Annotated in this window: 16 protein-coding genes; 10 read left to right on the top strand and 6 right to left on the bottom strand. The window is 59.3% G+C overall.

Annotated elements, in window-relative coordinates:
• Positions 1 to 567, bottom strand: a complete 567-nt coding sequence (locus AC13EY_RS17325; RefSeq protein WP_482876950.1) for a CsiV family protein — start codon at positions 565 to 567, stop codon at positions 1 to 3.
• Positions 564 to 4049 (bottom strand): transcription-repair coupling factor, encoded by a 3486-nt coding sequence (gene mfd / locus AC13EY_RS17320; RefSeq protein WP_482876948.1) that lies wholly within the window; start codon positions 4047 to 4049, stop codon positions 564 to 566. Before mfd ends, AC13EY_RS17325 begins: the two co-directional genes overlap by 4 nt.
• Positions 4050 to 4233: 184 nt before the next feature.
• Here mfd and AC13EY_RS17315 point away from each other — a divergent pair, with 184 nt between their 5' ends.
• A complete protein-coding gene (locus AC13EY_RS17315; RefSeq protein ID WP_482876946.1) occupies positions 4234 to 5673 on the top strand; it encodes a glyceraldehyde-3-phosphate dehydrogenase in 1440 nt (479 codons plus the stop codon).
• A 75-nt stretch (positions 5674 to 5748) separates the two neighbouring features.
• Here AC13EY_RS17315 and AC13EY_RS17310 read toward each other — a convergent pair whose 3' ends face one another.
• Positions 5749 to 6264, bottom strand: coding sequence for a chalcone isomerase family protein (locus AC13EY_RS17310; RefSeq protein WP_088276492.1), 516 nt, complete (start codon positions 6262 to 6264; stop codon positions 5749 to 5751).
• Positions 6265 to 6616: 352 nt separating this feature from the next.
• Here AC13EY_RS17310 and AC13EY_RS17305 point away from each other — a divergent pair, with 352 nt between their 5' ends.
• The 9 genes from AC13EY_RS17305 to sthA are packed head-to-tail and all read left to right on the top strand — an operon-like array spanning position 6617 to position 15190.
• Entirely contained in the window at positions 6617 to 7954 is a 1338-nt protein-coding gene (locus tag AC13EY_RS17305; protein ID WP_228246189.1) for a Na(+)-translocating NADH-quinone reductase subunit A, read from the top strand.
• Position 7955: 1 nt separating this feature from the next.
• Positions 7956 to 9170: an NADH:ubiquinone reductase (Na(+)-transporting) subunit B gene (locus tag AC13EY_RS17300; RefSeq protein WP_228246190.1), complete on the top strand. Its 1215-nt coding sequence runs from the start codon at positions 7956 to 7958 to the stop codon at positions 9168 to 9170.
• Positions 9160 to 9939, top strand: coding sequence for a Na(+)-translocating NADH-quinone reductase subunit C (locus AC13EY_RS17295; RefSeq protein ID WP_228246191.1), 780 nt, complete (start codon positions 9160 to 9162; stop codon positions 9937 to 9939). Before AC13EY_RS17300 ends, AC13EY_RS17295 begins: the two co-directional genes overlap by 11 nt.
• 2 nt (positions 9940 to 9941) lie before the next feature.
• Positions 9942 to 10613, top strand: coding sequence for an NADH:ubiquinone reductase (Na(+)-transporting) subunit D (locus AC13EY_RS17290; RefSeq protein WP_373315048.1), 672 nt, complete (start codon positions 9942 to 9944; stop codon positions 10611 to 10613).
• A gap of 6 nt (positions 10614 to 10619) precedes the next feature.
• Positions 10620 to 11228 carry an NADH:ubiquinone reductase (Na(+)-transporting) subunit E gene (gene nqrE, locus AC13EY_RS17285; RefSeq protein WP_083726043.1) on the top strand — a complete coding sequence of 203 codons (609 nt, stop codon included), beginning with the start codon at positions 10620 to 10622 and terminating at the stop codon, positions 11226 to 11228.
• A 15-nt stretch (positions 11229 to 11243) separates the two neighbouring features.
• Positions 11244 to 12467, top strand: a complete 1224-nt coding sequence (nqrF, locus tag AC13EY_RS17280; protein WP_373315049.1) for an NADH:ubiquinone reductase (Na(+)-transporting) subunit F — start codon at positions 11244 to 11246, stop codon at positions 12465 to 12467.
• Between the two features lies 1 nt (position 12468).
• Complete coding sequence (locus AC13EY_RS17275) at positions 12469 to 13491, top strand: FAD:protein FMN transferase (RefSeq protein ID WP_373315050.1); 1023 nt, start codon at positions 12469 to 12471, stop codon at positions 13489 to 13491.
• Between the two features lie 3 nt (positions 13492 to 13494).
• On the top strand, positions 13495 to 13737 hold the full coding sequence (gene nqrM, locus AC13EY_RS17270) for a (Na+)-NQR maturation NqrM (protein WP_228246193.1): 243 nt from the start codon (positions 13495 to 13497) through the stop codon (positions 13735 to 13737).
• Between the two features lie 55 nt (positions 13738 to 13792).
• The gene (gene sthA, locus AC13EY_RS17265; protein ID WP_088276476.1) at positions 13793 to 15190 is read left to right on the top strand and encodes a Si-specific NAD(P)(+) transhydrogenase; all 1398 of its coding nucleotides are present in this window, start codon (positions 13793 to 13795) and stop codon (positions 15188 to 15190) included.
• Positions 15191 to 15202: 12 nt separating this feature from the next.
• Here the strand turns inward: sthA and AC13EY_RS17260 are convergent, their stop codons facing one another.
• The 3 genes from AC13EY_RS17260 to AC13EY_RS17250 are packed head-to-tail and all read right to left on the bottom strand — an operon-like array spanning position 15203 to position 16808.
• Entirely contained in the window at positions 15203 to 15934 is a 732-nt protein-coding gene (locus tag AC13EY_RS17260; RefSeq protein WP_482876942.1) for a glycerophosphodiester phosphodiesterase, read from the bottom strand.
• A gap of 6 nt (positions 15935 to 15940) precedes the next feature.
• The gene (locus AC13EY_RS17255) at positions 15941 to 16234 is read right to left on the bottom strand and encodes a phosphodiesterase (RefSeq protein WP_482876940.1); all 294 of its coding nucleotides are present in this window, start codon (positions 16232 to 16234) and stop codon (positions 15941 to 15943) included.
• A 13-nt stretch (positions 16235 to 16247) separates the two neighbouring features.
• Complete coding sequence (locus AC13EY_RS17250; RefSeq protein WP_482876938.1) at positions 16248 to 16808, bottom strand: PilZ domain-containing protein; 561 nt, start codon at positions 16806 to 16808, stop codon at positions 16248 to 16250.
• Positions 16809 to 16896: the final 88 nt, after the last annotated feature.

The raw sequence follows: 16896 nt of genomic DNA, 5'->3' as shown, positions 1-16896 counted from the left end.
TCAGCGGCTGATGGTGACCAGCATGCCAAGGCTCTGATGGTCCAGGTAATGAACTTCACCCGGGCGCAATGCGCGGGTTTGATGCAGGAACTCGGAAATCAGTGGCGTCTCGGACTGCAGTTGCAGTTCCGCCGCTGAGCGGTTGCGCCAGAACGCTACCTTCAGTTCGGTCAGGGTTGCCTGGCGCAGGTTAACCAGCCCCTGAATCGGATAAACCCCGTTTTCTGGATTGCCGCGGTGCAGGGCGACGACCAGGTCGTTATCCAGTGGTTGTGACCATGCCCGATGCAGGTAGATCTGATAGCCGTTCTGCTCCAGCTTGCGGGCCTGGTCACTGAGGCGGTAGCGGGTCTGGTCGATGGCGCGAACATCGGTTCGCGCAGTGTTTTCCAGATCTACCGCGTCTACTTCCCAATCAAGCTCCGGATTGCTGCCCTGTACCAACGGTGCCGACGGCTGACCGAAAAAGACGACTTCGACCAGATACTCTTCGGCGCTGGCCACCAGCGAGAAGCCGGCCAGGGTGGACAGCAGGGCAATCGAGAGCAGTTTGCTCAGCAGTTTCATGGGCGTTTTCCTTTGCCTTGAGGGGTGTCTTTCGGGATGTTGGCGAGGCGCTCGAACAGGGCTTCGACCGTGTTCAGGCGCAGCTCGGCATTGCCCATGGGCGAATTGAAGCGAAATACCGTAGTGCCTTCAAGTCGATAGCGCTGCGGGTTGTCCTGAATCATACGCACCAGCACCATCGGATCGATGCGGGTATCTGCAGCAAACTCGATACGGCCATGCTCGGCACCCACGTCAATCTTGGTAATGCCCAGCGGCTCGCAACGCAGTTTCAGCGAGGTGATCCGGAACAGGGTTTTTACCGGTTCCGGCAGCAGGCCGAAGCGGTCGATCATTTCAACCTGAAGATCCTTCAGAGCATCCTCGTCTGCGGCGTTAGCGATGCGCTTGTAGAGGATCAGGCGGGCGTGCACGTCGGGCAGGTAGTCTTCGGGAATCAGCGCCGGCAGGCGCAGATTGATATCGGTTCCGCCGCCCAGTGGTTGTTCCAGCTCAGGCTGCTTGCCTTGCTTGATCGCCTTGACGGCGCGTTCGAGCATTTCCATGTACAGGGTAAAGCCGACCGCCTGAATCTGGCCGCTCTGGCCTTCGCCCAGCAGCTCGCCGGCGCCGCGAATTTCGAGGTCGTGGGTGGCCAGAGTGAAGCCGGCGCCCAGATCCTGGGCGGCGGCGATGGCTTCCAGGCGTTTCTCTGCGTCGCTGGTTATCTTTCGGCCTTCCGGAGTAAGCAGGTAGGCATAGGCCTGGTGGTGGCTGCGGCCAACGCGCCCGCGCAGCTGATGCAATTGGGCCAGGCCGAACTTGTCGGCGCGCTCAATGATGATGGTGTTGGCGCTGGGTACGTCGATGCCGGTTTCGATGATGGTGCTGGTAACCAGAATATTGAAGCGGCGATGGTAGAAATCGCGCATCACCTGTTCCAGTGCACGCTCGGGCATCTGGCCGTGGCTGATGCCAATGCGCGCTTCCGGCACCAGTTCGGCCAGATCGGCAGCGCATTTTTCGATGGTCTCGACGTCGTTGTGCAGATAGTAGACCTGGCCGCCGCGCAGCAGCTCACGCAGGATCGCTTCCTTGACCACGGGCTTCTGTTGGACCATGACAAAGGTCTTGACCGACAGGCGGCGTGCGGGCGGTGTGGCGATGATCGACAGGTCGCGCATGCCGGAAAACGACATGTTCAGGGTGCGCGGGATTGGGGTGGCGGTCAGGGTCAGCACATCGACTTCGCTGCGCAGTGCTTTCAGTGCCTCCTTCTGGCGCACGCCAAAGCGGTGCTCTTCGTCGATGATCACCAGGCCGAGATCCTGGAACTGGACGTCGCCCTGCAGCAGCTTGTGGGTGCCGATCATGATGTCGACCTTGCCCTCGGCCAGTTCGGCGGCCGCGGCTTTGACTTCCTTGGCGGATTTGAAGCGCGACATGACTTCCACGCGCACCGGCCAGTTGGCGAAGCGGTCCTTGAAGCTGTTGTAGTGTTGCTGGGCGAGCAGGGTGGTCGGCACCAGCACCGCAACCTGCTTGCCGCTGTGCACTGCGAGGAAGGCCGCGCGCATGGCGACCTCGGTCTTGCCGAAGCCGACATCGCCGCAGACCAGGCGGTCCATCGGCTGCGGGCTGGTCATGTCCTTGAATACCGCCTCAATGGCGGCCAACTGGTCGGCGGTTTCCTCAAACGGGAAGTCGTCGGCAAAGCTCTGGTAGTCCTGTTCCGGGTCGGCGAAGCTGAAGCCCTGGCGCGCGGCGCGGCGGGCATATACGTCGAGCAGTTCGGCAGCGACGTCGCGAACTTTCTCGGCGGCCTTGCGACGCGCCTTCTGCCATTGATCAGAGCCCAGGCGGTGCAGTGGCGCACTGTCGTCATCGCTGCCGGAATAGCGGGCAATCAGGTGCAGGTTGGCGACCGGCACGTACAGGGTTGCCTCGTCGGCGTACTCCAGTACCAGAAACTCGGCCTGCTGATCTTCAACGGTCAGGTTGGTAAGACCCCGATAGCGGCCGACGCCGTGGTTGATATGAACCACCGGCGCGCCTTCGCGCAGCTCGGTCAGGTTTCGGATGACCGCGTCGCCCAGATCGGTCGCCTTGCCACGGCGGCGGCGCTGCATGACACGCTGGCCGAACAGCTGGCTTTCGGCAATCAGGGCAACGGCGGCACTGTTGATCAGCATGCCTTGGTCGAGCGGCGCGATAGTGATGGCGACGGGGCTGCTGCCGGTGCTGAAGGCCGGCCAGCTGTCGACGTCATCCGGTTTGATCCGGATGCGGGCGAGCAGCTCGGTCAGCGCTTCGCGGCGTCCGGCGGTCTCGGCGACAAACAGGGTGCGGCCCGGGTGCTGCTGCAGGAAGCGTTGAAGCTCTGCCAGCGGGTTTTCCAGCTTATTGTCGATCGCCAGGTCGGGCGGCAGCGGGCAATCAAATACGCTGGCCTGCGATTCGTCAGGACGATCCTGATGGCAGACAATGCGCGGATGCTGTTTGAGCAGCGCAAAGGCTTCCTCTACCGGCAGAAACAATTCGCCTGGCGGCAGCAGCGGGCGAGTTGGGTCTACGCCCTGTTCGCTGTGGCGGGCGCGTACGTCCTGCCAGAAGTGCTCGGCGTTCTGCTCGATGCCGGGCAGGGTGAACAGCCGGGTATTGTTCGGCAGGTAGTCGAACAGGCTGGCCAGTTCGTCGAAGAACAGCGGCAGATAGTACTCAATGCCTGGTGGAACAAGGCCTTCGCTGAGGTCCATGTACAGCGGGCAACGCCGATGATCCACTTCAAAGCGTTCGCGAAAGCGCGCGCGAAAGCCAGTCAGCGCAGACTTGTCGAGCGGGAACTCCTTGGCCGGCAGCAGGTGGATGCGGTCTACCTTGTCGATCGAGCGCTGGGTTTCCGGATCAAAGGTGCGCAGCGTCTCGATCTCGTCGTCCAGCAGGTCGATGCGGTAGGGCAGTGCACTACCCATTGGATAGAGATCCAGCAGCGCTCCGCGTACCGCGTAGTCTCCGTGTTCGTAGACCGTGTCGACGCAGCGGTAGCCGGCCGCGTCGAGGTTGATGCGCATCCGGTCGATGTCCAGTTGCTGGCCAATCTCCAGCAGCAGGACCGAGCCGCCCAGAAACTCACGCGGCGGCAGCCGGTGCAGCACCGTGGTCATGGGTACAACAAGGATGCCCTGGCCGATGCGAGGCAGCTGGAACAGCGTTTTAAGGCGCTGGGAGATGATGTCCTGGTGCGGAGAGAAACGGTCGTACGGCAGGGTTTCCCAGTCGGGGAAGCTGATGACGGGGAGCTGTGGTGCGAAAAAGCGCAGCTCCTGCTCGAGACTGTCGGCGGCAGCGGTGTCGGGTGTGATCACCAGGCTCAGGCCGTCGTGCTGCTGGGCACCTTCGGCGATGGCCAGGGCGCGAGCGGCGCCCTGCAGGCCGGACCAGTACAGGCGGTTGCCGGTGGCGGCCGTCAATGGAGGAGATAGCAGCAGCTTTGATGCGGGCATGCGATAACTCTTGAGGTCGGTTCGGTGGCGTGCTGGCCGATGCTCGGCTGGCAACGGCATGCAGTTTACCGCGCTCCTTGCGTTTGTGCCCACGCCGGCTGGATTTTGTCCGGAAGATTGCCTATGGCGCGCGCTGAAAGCATAATATGCGCCCTTTAGTTATCAAGACTTGGAAGGTAAAGCCGTGACTCAAGCCCAATTTGAGCAGTGTCTGGAAAACTGGACGGACCGTGAAGCCACCGCTGAGGCGATGATTCCTCTGATTGGCCGTCTGTACCGTGAGCATAACGTTGTCACCTCCGTCTACGGTCGTGGCCTGGTCAATCGCTCGGTCATCAGCCTGCTGAAATCCCACCGTTTCGCTCGTCAGATCGATGACAATGAGCTGTCGGTTCATGACACCTTCCCGGTTCTGAAGGAGCTGCTGGACCTGAACCTGGGCCCGGCCTCCATCGATCTTGCCCGTCTGGTCAACAAGTTCCGTGCCTCCGGCAGCGACGACCTGAATGCCTTCCTGCGGGTCGAGCTGGCCAGTGTTATCGGCAAGACCGGCGAGCGCCGTCAGGGTCGTGATGTGGTGTTGTACGGCTTCGGTCGCATCGGTCGCCTGCTGGCGCGCATCATGATCGAGAAGGCCGGTGCCGGTGATGGCCTGCGCCTGCGCGCCATCGTTGTCCGCAAGGGCGCAGCCAACGACCTGTCCAAGCGTGCCAGTCTGCTGCGTCGTGATTCGGTTCACGGCTCCTTCCAGGGCACCATCACCATTGATGAAGAAAACAACACCATCACTGCCAACGGCAACCTGATTCAGGTTATCTACGCCAGCGATCCGACCAGCATCGATTACACAGCCTACGGTATCGAAGACGCCATTGTTGTCGACAACACCGGTGTGTGGCGTGACGAAGCGGGTCTGTCCCAGCACCTGCAGTGCAATGGCGCGTCCCAGGTAGTGCTGACTGCGCCGGGCAAGGGCGACCTGAAGAATATCGTTCATGGCATCAACCACGCTGCCATTACACCCGAAGACAAGATCATTTCTGCGGCGTCCTGCACCACCAATGCCATCGTGCCGGTGCTGAAAGCGATCAACGACAAGTTCGGTATCGCCAACGGTCACGTTGAGACGGTTCACTCGTACACCAACGACCAGAATCTGATCGACAACTTCCACAAGGGCAATCGTCGTGGTCGCAGTGCTGCGCTGAACATGGTTATCACCGAGACCGGTGCAGCCAAGGCGGTCGCCAAGGCACTGCCGGAGCTGGCTGGTAAGCTGAGCGGCAACGCCATCCGTGTTCCGACTCCGAACGTCTCGATGGCGATTCTGAACCTGAACCTGGAAAAGTCGACCAATCGCGATGAGGTCAACGACTACCTGCGTCACATGGCGCTGCACTCCGAGCTGCACAAGCAGATTGACTTCACCAACTCGCAGGAAGTGGTTTCCACTGACTTCGTGGGTTCGCGTCACGCTGGTGTGGTCGATGCCGAAGCAACCATCTGCAACGACAATCGTGTGATTCTGTACGTGTGGTACGACAACGAGTTCGGTTACAGCTGCCAGGTTGTGCGCATTCTGGAAGATATGGCTCACGTCAATCCGCCGGCGTTCCCGGTCTGATTTTCGGATATGTCAGCAACAAAAAAGGCGCTTCGGCGCCTTTTTTGTTGCTTGGTTTCTGCTTTTGCTGTGTTGCTAGCGCAGCAGGGCGCTGCGCAGGTCGTCAGACAGCCCGTTCTGGCCAAGCCAGATGCCAAGGTACGCATCGGCCAGCCCCGGCGTCTTGCTGCTGAAACTGAGCTGATTGTTATGGTACAGCTGGAGTTCTCCGTCGGCAGTGCGAGCCAGGCTGTAGGTGTCTCCCTCGCTGACGTCGACGAAATGGGTGTGCAACTGGTCGATGTCGGCTTGCAGTTGGGCAAGTCGGGATGCCGGGTGCTGGCGCTCCAGTGTGACCTGCGCGGCCTTGATCATGTCATCCCGGTCTATCGAGCGGTGATACTGCAGGGTTAGTCGAACCGGTTGACCGCTGTCGAGAATACCGGTCAGGTTGCTGTTGCTCGGGGCGTACAGTGTGGCGGTGTAGACATCCACGAACAGGTAGCGAAACAGGTGCTGATTGCGGGTAGTCAGCGTCGTCTCGGTGGTTGCTGCGGCGCTGGTTGAAGCGAGCAGCAGCAAAGCGCTGAGGAAGATGCTCGGCAGTGACATGTGAATCTCCCTGGTTGGATGATTTGTGATCAGTTTATGTTGTTTGGACCGCTTTTCGGACAAACTGATCGCTGGGTCTGAAGATCAGTGTTTCCGGGTATTTCAGGATCGCCCCGAAAGGGCTGCCGGTGTTATCGATTTCATCAATGGGGGTAATTTAAAAACCGAAAAATCCCGGGGCTCGGTAGCATTGAGTAGTCATGCTCTTTATACTTGGCGGGATTTTTTATGGGGGTTTGAGGCTGCTCCGATTCGTGCCTGCGTTGGCTGTCAGCACGGATGGGACAACGCATTTGCGTTCGCTTTGGCAGCCCCGCCCGTGAAGATTTCAAACAGTGATTAGGCTATTCGTATGATAAAAATCAAACGGGGCTTGGATCTGCCAATCACCGGTTCTCCCGAACAGCGCATTGAAGACGCTCGTGCGGTGCGTAGTGTTGCCGTCGTCGGCTTCGACTACCACGGCATGAAGCCGACCATGGAAGTGCGTGAGGGAGATCGGGTCAAACTTGGACAGGTTCTGTTCAGCGACAAGAAAACTCCTGGTGTGGTCTTTACCGCGCCTGCCGCTGGTGTCGTCAGCGCAATCAATCGTGGTGACAAGCGTGTTTTGCAGTCGGTCGTTATCGAGATCGACGGCGATGACGCCGAGACCTTTCCTGCCCATGACGCCAAAGCGCTGGATGGCCTGGCGCCCCAGCAGATTCGCGAGCAGCTGATCGGCTCGGGTCTGTGGACTGCGCTGCGCACCCGCCCCTACAGCAAGACCCCGGCTGTCGATGCTGAGCCCAGTTCGATTTTTGTCACCGCAATGGACTCCAATCCGCTGGCGGCCGATCCGGCTGTCATCATCAAGGAGCACGCTGCAGACTTCGAAAACGGTCTGAAGGTTCTGGCACGGCTGGCCAAGGTATGGCTGTGCAAGGCTGATGGTGTCAGCCTGCCGGGCGAAGGGGTCAGTGGTGTCAGTACCGAGAGCTTTGCCGGTCCGCACCCTGCAGGCCTGCCCGGTACCCATATCCATTTCCTTGATCCGGTTAACGAGAGCAAGAGCGTCTGGCAGATCAACTACCAGGACGTGATCGCCTTCGGTGTGCTGTTCACCCAGGGTCGTATCTGGACTGATCGCTATGTCGCCCTCGCTGGCCCGCAGGTAGAGAAACCCCGTCTGCTGAAAACTCGCCTGGGTGCCAATCTGGACGAGCTGACCGCTGGCGAGCTGAAAGCCGGCAATAACCGGGTGATTTCCGGCTCGGTGTTCGGTGGTCGCGCCGTTCGTGGTCCGATCGCTTACCTGGGACGCTTTCACTCCCAGGTGTCGGTTCTCAAGGAAGGCAACGAGCGCCAGATGCTGCACTATCTGCGTGCGGGTGTGAACAAGCACTCTGTGCTGAATATCTTCGTTTCCAAGCTGGCGCCGTCGCGCCTGTTCAATTTTGATACCAGCACCAACGGCAGTCCGCGTGCCATGGTCCCGGTAGGCAACTACGAACTGGTGATGCCGCTGGATATTCTGCCGACCCAGTTGCTGCGTTATCTGGTTGTCGGTGACACCGATATGGCCCAGAAGCTGGGTGCACTGGAGCTGGATGAAGAAGATCTGGCGCTGTGCAGCTACGTCTGCGCCGGCAAGTACGAGTACGGCCCGATTCTTCGGGATAACCTGACTCGCATCGAGAAGGAGGGCTGACATGAGCCTGCGTTCATTCCTCGACAAGATCGAGCACAACTTCGAGAAGGGCGGCAAGCACGAAAAGTGGTACGCCCTCTACGAAGCCATTGATACCTTCTTCTACCGCCCGGGCAGCGTCACCAAGACGACTGCGCACGTGCGCGACGGTCTCGACCTCAAGCGCATGATGATTACCGTATGGCTGTGCACCTTCCCGGTAATTTTCTACGGGATGTACAACATCGGTTTCCAGGCCAACAGCATTTATGCCGGCAACCCGGATCTGCTGGCTGCCCAGGATAACTGGCGTCTGGCGCTGATCGCCATGTTCGCCGGATTTGATCCGGCCAGCCTGTGGGACAATCTGATCCACGGTGCAGCCTACTTCCTCCCGGTCTATGCCGTGACCTTCCTGGTCGGCGGTTTCTGGGAAGTGGTATTTGCCTCAATCCGCAAGCATGAAGTCAACGAAGGTTTCTTCGTGACCTCCATCCTGTTTGCCCTGATCGTGCCGCCGAGCATTCCGCTGTGGCAGGTCGCGCTGGGTATCAGCTTTGGTGTTGTGATCGGTAAGGAAGTGTTCGGCGGCACCGGTAAAAACTTCCTCAACCCGGCACTGACCGGTCGTGCGTTCCTGTTCTTCGCCTATCCGGCGCAGATGTCTGGTGACGCGGTCTGGACTGCTGTCGACGGCTTCGCGGGTGCTACAGCGCTGAGCATGGCTGCCTCCGGCGGCGTTGAGCAGATCGTTGCCAGCGGCCTGACCTGGCTGGACGCCTTCTACGGCAACATGCAGGGTTCCATGGGCGAAGTGTCTACCCTGGCCATCTTCATCGGTGGTGCGGTGCTGCTGCTGACCAAGATCGCCAACTGGCGCATCGTTGCCGGCGTGATGCTCGGTATGGTCGCCACCAGCCTGCTGTTCAACATGATTGGCTCCGACACCAACCCGATGTTCGCCATGCCCTGGTACTGGCACATGGTTGTGGGCGGGTTCGCTTTCGGCATGATCTTCATGGCGACCGATCCAGTATCGGCGTCGATGACCAACACCGGCAAGTGGTTCTTTGGTGCCCTGATCGGTCTGATGGTTATCTTGATCCGTGTCGTCAACCCGGCGTTCCCCGAGGGCATGATGCTGGCGATTCTGTTCGCCAACCTGTTTGCTCCGCTCATCGACCACTTCGTGGTTCAGGCCAACATCAAACGGAGGCTTGCACGTAATGTCCGCTAAGAAAGAATCCGTTGCCCGCACGCTGACGGTCGCGCTGCTTGTCTGTCTGGTCTGCTCCGTCGTGGTATCCGCCGCCGCGGTTGCGCTCAAACCGGTACAGACGACCAACAAACTGCAGGACAAGCAGCGCAACATTCTGCAGATCGCCGGTCTGTATGATGAGGGCCGCAGTATCCAGGAGCAGTTTTCCCTGATTACTCCGCGTCTGGTTGATCTGCGCACCGGCGAGTTCAGTGACGCCTTTGATGCGCTGACCTTCGATCAGCAGAAAGCGTCGAAAGATCCGGCCATGTCCCAGCAGCTGGATGGCGAACAGGACATTGCCAGCATCCGTCGCCGCGCTGACTACTCCACTGTGTATGTAGTGGAAAACCCCGATGGCAGCATCAAGACCCTGATTCTGCCGATCCACGGTTATGGCCTGTGGTCCACCCTCTACGGCTTTATGGCGCTAGAAAGCGATCTGAAAACCGTCGTGGGTCTGGGCTTCTATCAGCATGCCGAAACCCCCGGTCTGGGCGGTGAGGTGGATAACCCGAACTGGAAGGCGCAATGGACCGGCAAGGTTGTCTTTGACGAGTCCGGCAAGCCTGCGATTAGCGTAGTCAAGGGTTCGGTTGATCCGAGTAACCCCAATGCCGAACACCAGGTGGACGGTCTGGCTGGCGCCACACTGACCAGCCGGGGCGTAGAAAACCTGGTGCGTTTCTGGCTGGGTGAAGACGGCTTTGGTCCGTTCCTCGAACATCTTCGTGCAGGGGAGGCATAATCATGGCTAAGGCCACTGCAAAACAGGTTCTGTTCGAGCCTATTTTCAGCAACAACCCGATTGCCCTGCAGATCCTCGGGATCTGCTCGGCACTGGCGGTTACCACCAGCCTGAGCGTGACCCTGGTCATGTGTATCGCGCTGACCTCGGTAACGGCACTGTCGAACTTCTTTATCTCGATCGTGCGTAACCAGATCCCCAGCTCGATTCGTATGATCGTGCAGATGGTGATCATCGCGTCGCTGGTAATCGTGGTAGACCAGGTGCTCAAGGCCTACGCCTACAGCATCAGCAAGCAGCTGTCGGTCTTCGTCGGTCTGATCATCACCAACTGTATCGTGATGGGTCGCGCCGAAGCCTTTGCCATGCAGAATCCGCCGCACATGAGCTTCCTTGATGGTGTGGGTAACGGTCTGGGCTACAGCTTCATTCTGATCTGCGTTGCGGTCATCCGTGAGCTGTTTGGTGCCGGCAAGCTGTTCGGCATCGAAGTTCTGCCGCTGGTCAGTGCCGGTGGCTGGTATCAGCCCAACGGCCTGCTGCTGCTGCCGCCGTCTGCGTTCTTCATCATTGGTCTGATCATCTGGGCGCTGCGCTCCTGGAAGAAGGATCAGGTGGAAGCTGCAGAGTTCAAGATGGCGCCGCAAAGCCGTGCCATGAAGGAGGCCATGTAAGCCATGATTGAACATTACATCAGCCTGCTGGTGCGGGCGATTTTCGTCGAAAACATGGCGCTGGCCTTCTTCCTGGGGATGTGTACCTTTATCGCCATCTCCAAGAAGGTTCAGACTGCGCTGGGCTTGGGTATTGCGGTGGTTGTGGTATTGACCATCACGGTTCCGGCCAACAACCTGATCTACACCTACTTGCTCAAGGATGGTGCACTGGCCTGGGCCGGCATGCCGAACGTTGATCTGAGCTTCCTGGGTCTGCTCAGCTATATCGGTGTCATCGCGGCGATCGTGCAGATCCTCGAGATGCTGCTCGACAAGTTCGTGCCTGCGCTCTACAACGCGCTGGGTGTGTTCCTGCCGCTGATTACCGTTAACTGCGCGATCATGGGTGCCTCCCTGTTCATGGTTGAACGTGACTACGCCTTCGGTGAAAGCGTGGTGTATGGCGCCGGTGCCGGTATCGGCTGGGCGCTGGCCATCGTTGCCCTGGCGGGCATCCGTGAAAAGCTCAAGTACAGCGATGTACCGGACGGGCTTCGTGGCCTGGGCATCACCTTCATTACTGTTGGTCTGATGTCGCTGGGCTTCATGTCCTTCTCCGGCGTTCAACTGTAAGAGGAGCTGTAACTGATGAACATGGAAATCTATCTGGGCGTCGGAATGTTTACCGCGATCGTGCTGTCGCTGGTGGCCATCATTCTGATCGCCCGTTCCAAGCTGGTCAGCAGCGGCGATGTCACCATCGACATCAACGGTGAGCGCAAGGTCACTGTGGCTGCCGGCTCCAAGCTGCTCAATACCCTCGCCAGCAATGGCGTGTTCCTGTCCTCTGCCTGTGGCGGTGGCGGTACCTGTGCCCAGTGCAAGTGCATTGTGAAAAGCGGTGGCGGCGAGATGCTGCCGACCGAGGAGTCGCATTTCACCAAGCGCGAAGCGAAGGAAGGCTGGCGCCTGTCCTGCCAGACTCCGGTCAAGCAGGATATGGAAATTGAAGTGCCTGAAGAAGTCTTCGGCGTGAAGAAGTGGGAGTGCACTGTCGCTTCCAACCCGAACGTCGCAACCTTCATCAAGGAACTGACCCTGAAGCTGCCCGAAGGTGAGAACGTTGACTTCCGTGCCGGTGGTTATGTGCAGCTGGAATGTCCGCCGCACACCGTCCACTACAAGGATTTCGACATTCAGCCGGAATTCCGTGGTGACTGGGACAAGTTCAACCTGTGGAAGTACGTATCGAAGGTCGATGAGACGACTATTCGTGCCTATTCCATGGCGAACTATCCGGAAGAAAAGGGGCTGGTGAAGTTCAATATCCGTGTGGCTTCGCCGCCGCCCGGTCGTGATGACCTGCCGCCCGGCAAGATGTCCTCTTGGGTGTTCTCGCTGAAACCGGGTGACAAGGTTACCGTGTACGGTCCCTTTGGTGAGTTCTTTGCGCGTGATACCGACGCCGAGATGGTCTTTATCGGTGGCGGTGCCGGCATGGCTCCGATGCGTTCGCACATCTTCGACCAGCTCAAGCGCCTGCACTCCACGCGCAAGATGAGCTTCTGGTACGGCGCGCGCTCGCTGCGCGAGGCGTTCTATGTCGAAGAGTACGATCAACTGGCGGCCGAGAACGACAACTTCGAGTGGCATCTGGCTTTGTCCGATCCGCTGCCTGAAGACAACTGGGAAGGCCCGACCGGCTTTATCCACAATGTCCTGTTCGAGAACTATCTGAAGGACCATCCGGCGCCCGAGGACTGCGAGTTCTACATGTGTGGACCGCCGATGATGAACGCATCCGTGATCAAGATGCTGCAGGACCTGGGTGTCGAGCCCGAGAATATCCTGCTCGACGACTTCGGCGGCTAGTATGCGGCTGAGCGTTATCCGGCCCGTTATTGCTGTTGCCCTGGCAACAGCCCTAACGGGCTGTTTCAATTCTGTGGACCCGGTTGCGGAAATATATGGTGCAACCATGGGCAGTACCTATTCGATCAAGTGGGTGCCGGTTGATGATTCGCCGGATGTCGAGACCCTGCAGGCCGATATTGACGCCATGCTGGCGCGTTTTGACGATGAAGTATCGACCTGGCGCTCCGATTCCGACCTGGCGCGTTTCAATGCGGCACCGGCCGGGACCTGTATGGATATGCCGGAGTCGGTTCTGACACTGGTTGCTCTGACAGACCAGCTGCATAAGGAGAGTGGCGGAGCATTCGATATTACCGTGGCGCCATTGCTCCAGCTTTGGGGCTTCCACGGCGACCCTCAGTTACAGAGCGTGCCAGACCCGCAGGCACTTGCCGAGACAATGCAATCGGTTGGCCAGCAGCATCTGCACCTGCAGGGCACCCAGCTCTGCAAGGATCGTGCGTTAACCGTCGACCTGAGCAGTGTGGGAGCTGGCTACATGGTTGACCGGGTAGCTGAACGACTTGAGCAGTTCGGCATCAAAAGTTATATGGTGGAGTTGACCGGTGAGCTAAAGGCCGTTGGCCGCAAGCCCGGTGACCGGCCTTGGCGTATCGCCGTTGAGGAGCCGCGGGATGACAACCGTGTCGCCCAGATCATTGTCTCGCTTGACGGCGAAGGGGTCTCGACCTCTGGAGATTACCGCAATTATTTCGAGCTCGACGGACAGCGGTTCTCGCATACCTTCGATGCGCGTAACGGGCGTCCGGTAATGCATCGCCTGGCGTCGGTAACCGTGCTTGATCCTTCTGCCGCGAAGGCTGACGGGCTATCTACCGTGCTCATGATCATGGGCGAAGAGGCAGGATGGAAATATGCGCTGGCGCATGATATCGCCGCGTTTTTTGTTGTTCGCGAGGGTGACACGTTCGAGTCCAGGGTGACGCCCCGCTTTGATGCCCTGACCCCGGGCAAGGAGTAAAACATGGTTTGGTTAATGGCCTTTGTGGTGATGCTGCTGTGTGTGGCCGGCATGGCTGTGGGTGTCATGATGGGCCGCAAGCCGATTGCCGGCTCCTGCGGCGGGATCGGTGCGGTAGGTGTCGACAAGGCCTGCGGCATTTGTGGTGGTGATGTCACCAAGTGTGAGGAGGCCAGTGCCAACGCCGGTGCGCCGCAGCGTCCGCTTAATGCTGATCTTGCCCGCGACGCGACCAAGGTCGACTAGTCGCTGTTGGTGACGCGTGGCACCCTCTTTTTGCGAGATACAAGGAACAGACTGAATGGCCGTATACAACTACGACGTAGTGGTGCTGGGCTCCGGCCCGGCGGGTGAGGGCGCGGCGATGAATGCCGCCAAGCATGGTCGCAAGGTGGCTGTGGTTGAAGAACGTCGTGAAGTGGGCGGTAATTGCACCCATCTTGGCACCATCCCGTCGAAGGCGTTGCGTTATTCGGTCAAGCAGATCATTCAGTTCAACACCAATCCGATGTTCCGGCAGATTGGTGAACCGCGCTGGTTCTCGTTTCCGGACGTTCTGCGCAGTGCCGAGAAGGTGATGAACAAGCAGGTGGCTTCGCGCACCAGCTACTACGCCCGCAACCGGGTTGACGTGTTCTTTGGCAAGGGCAGCTTTGCCGACGAACATACCATCGAGGTGGTAGACGGCTCCGGCGCGGTGGAAAAGCTGATCGCCAAGGAGGTGATCATTGCCACCGGCTCGCGTCCATATCGTCCGGCTGATGTGAACTTCAGTCACCCGCGTATCTATGACAGTGACACCATTCTCAAGCTCAACCATACACCGCGCACGCTGATCATCTATGGTGCGGGTGTCATTGGTTGCGAGTACGCTTCGATTTTCTGTGGTCTTGGGGTCAAGGTTGACCTGATCGATACCCGTGATCGGCTGCTCAGCTTCCTCGACGATGAGATCTCCGATGCGCTGAGTTATCACCTGCGCAACAGCAGTGTGCTGATTCGCCATAACGAGGAGTATGAAAAGATCGAAGGGCTGGACAACCGAGGCGTTGTCCTGCAGCTCAAGTCCGGCAAGCGGCTGAAGGCCGATGCATTGCTGTGGTGTAACGGGCGTACCGGCAACACCGATGGACTGGGCCTTGAGAATGTGGCTCTGCATCCCAACGGCCGTGGCCAGCTGGAAGTGGATGAAAACTACCGCACCAGCGTGCCGAATATCTATGCGGTCGGTGATGTGATCGGCTGGCCAAGCCTGGCCAGTGCAGCCTTTGACCAGGGGCGTTCAGCGGCGGGCAATATTGTCAGCAACGACGGCTGGCGCTTTGTCGATGACGTGCCGACAGGCATTTACACGATTCCTGAAATCAGCTCGCTGGGTAAAACCGAACGCGAGCTGACCGATGCATGTGTGCCATATGAGATTGGCCAGGCCTTTTTCAAGAGTATTGCGCGTGCGCAGATCAGTGGTGAGCCGGTCGGCCTGCTGAAGATCCTGTTCCACCGCGAGACGCTCGAGGTACTGGGTATCCATTGCTTTGGCGACCAGGCCGCCGAGATCGTGCACATCGGTCAGGCGATCATGAACCAGAAAGATGGCGCCAACACCATCAACTACTTCGTCAATACTACGTTCAACTATCCGACCATGGCCGAAGCCTACCGGGTAGCTGCGCTGGATGGCCTGAACAGGCTGTTCTGAGTGTTCGGGGCGCTATGCGCGCCCCTGATTGATTACCTTCACCGCCAGTGACGGCAGGTCGGTAATCAGGCTGTCGACCCCCATTTCGGCAAGTCGCTGCATGAGCGCAGCGTCGTTGACTGTCCATACCGACACGTGAAGTCCGGCCGCCTGCGCTGCACGCAGGCGCTGTTGGCTGCATAGTTTCCAGTTCAGAATCAGATAGTCGCAACCGTAGCGGCGAGCGCTTTTTACCGGATCCAGCAGTCCGTATTCTTCGACCAGCCCGGTTGGCAGCATGAAGTTGCTTCGCCTGGCATAGCGCAGCAATGTTCGGCTGGAAGAGGTGACGACGGCCTTGTTGTGCAGGTTGTATCGTTCGGTCAGCGTGGCGATGGCATCCAGCACGATCCGTGACTGACGCTCTGAACCGCTCTTTACCTCAAGCTGGTAATGCTCGATTTCCGGGCATTGCTGCAGGAGTTGGGCAAGGGTGGGAATAGCACAGGGCGTCTTCCAGCCGGGCAGACCGAAACGCGCGTCGATGCGCGACAGCTCCGCTGCCGTATGCTGGGCAACCTTGCCGCGCAGGCCGGTTGTCCGTTTCAGGGTCGGGTCGTGAATGACGACCAGTTGCTGATCGGCGGAAAGATGAAGGTCCAGCTCGACCCGGGTAACGCCCGCCTCGAGCGCCTTGCGAAAGCTGGGCAGGGTGTTTTCCGGTGCTTCTGCCCTTGCACCGCGGTGGCCGTAAATCAGTGTCATGTCGGATCAGGGGGCCTTTGGCGTATGCTGACGCACGCTGTCGATGACCTTGTCATACTCGAAGTAGACACTGAAGCCCGGATAGTCCCAGCGGGTAATTGGCGGTTGGCCGACCGCAGCGTGGCGCCTGCTCGGCTCGCCCCAGCGCGCAGTGACGCTGTCAAAACTGGCGCCACGCTGCGGCAGGGGCGTGTGCTGGCTGCCGGCCTGCTCGCCGACGGGAATGCGCAGGGTATCTGCCTGGGCGGCGCCGGCCAGAGCCAGGCAGGCGCATAACAGCAATGAAGGGGTAGCTTTCATCTCGGAGGTCCTTTCAGGTGGATTTGGCGGCGCGTATGTCCTGTGCCTGCTTCTGCAGAATATGCCGCGCCAGCAGCTGACGCTGGGCGTCATTGATCAGGTCAAAGTTCAGTGCGACATGCCAGCGGCCGGGTGAGCCAGCTGGTTCGCAGCGCACGACCCGGGCCGGAATGGCCAGGCCCAGTGGTGCAGGCAGCAGGACCAGGCGCGCAGCTACCCAGCTGTCGGCCGGGTAGGCCACACTGCTTTCGAAATCGACACCGCCTTCGCTCAGGGTAACGCCTTGCGGCTCGCCCAGGTCATCGCCCAGCTCAAGGGCCAGCGTCTTGCCAAGCATATCGATGCGTTTGTTGATGATCTTGAGGTATTGGGCCAGAGCCCTGTCACGCTCACTGATCTGCCGCAGCAGATGCTGCGACTCGTAGTCGAGCATGTGCAGATCGGCAAGCAGATTGAACAGGGCGCTTTGCCTGGCCCCCAGGTCATCTTCCGGTCCGGCAATGGGCTTGCAGTCCAGGTGGATGTGATCCTGAATACGAAAGAACTCGCGGCTGTCTTCGTGGTCTGTGTGCATGGCGATTCTCTATTCGCGCCGTCGGCAGGCGCTGACCAGACTGTGATGTTCAGTGTAACATGTCGCTCAAAATCCACCGGCTGCGGCT

The sequence above is a fragment of the Halopseudomonas sp. L-58 genome (assembly GCF_056859475.1).
Note: the sequence above shows the minus strand (reverse complement) of the source record. Positions and strands in the feature narration are given on the sequence as shown.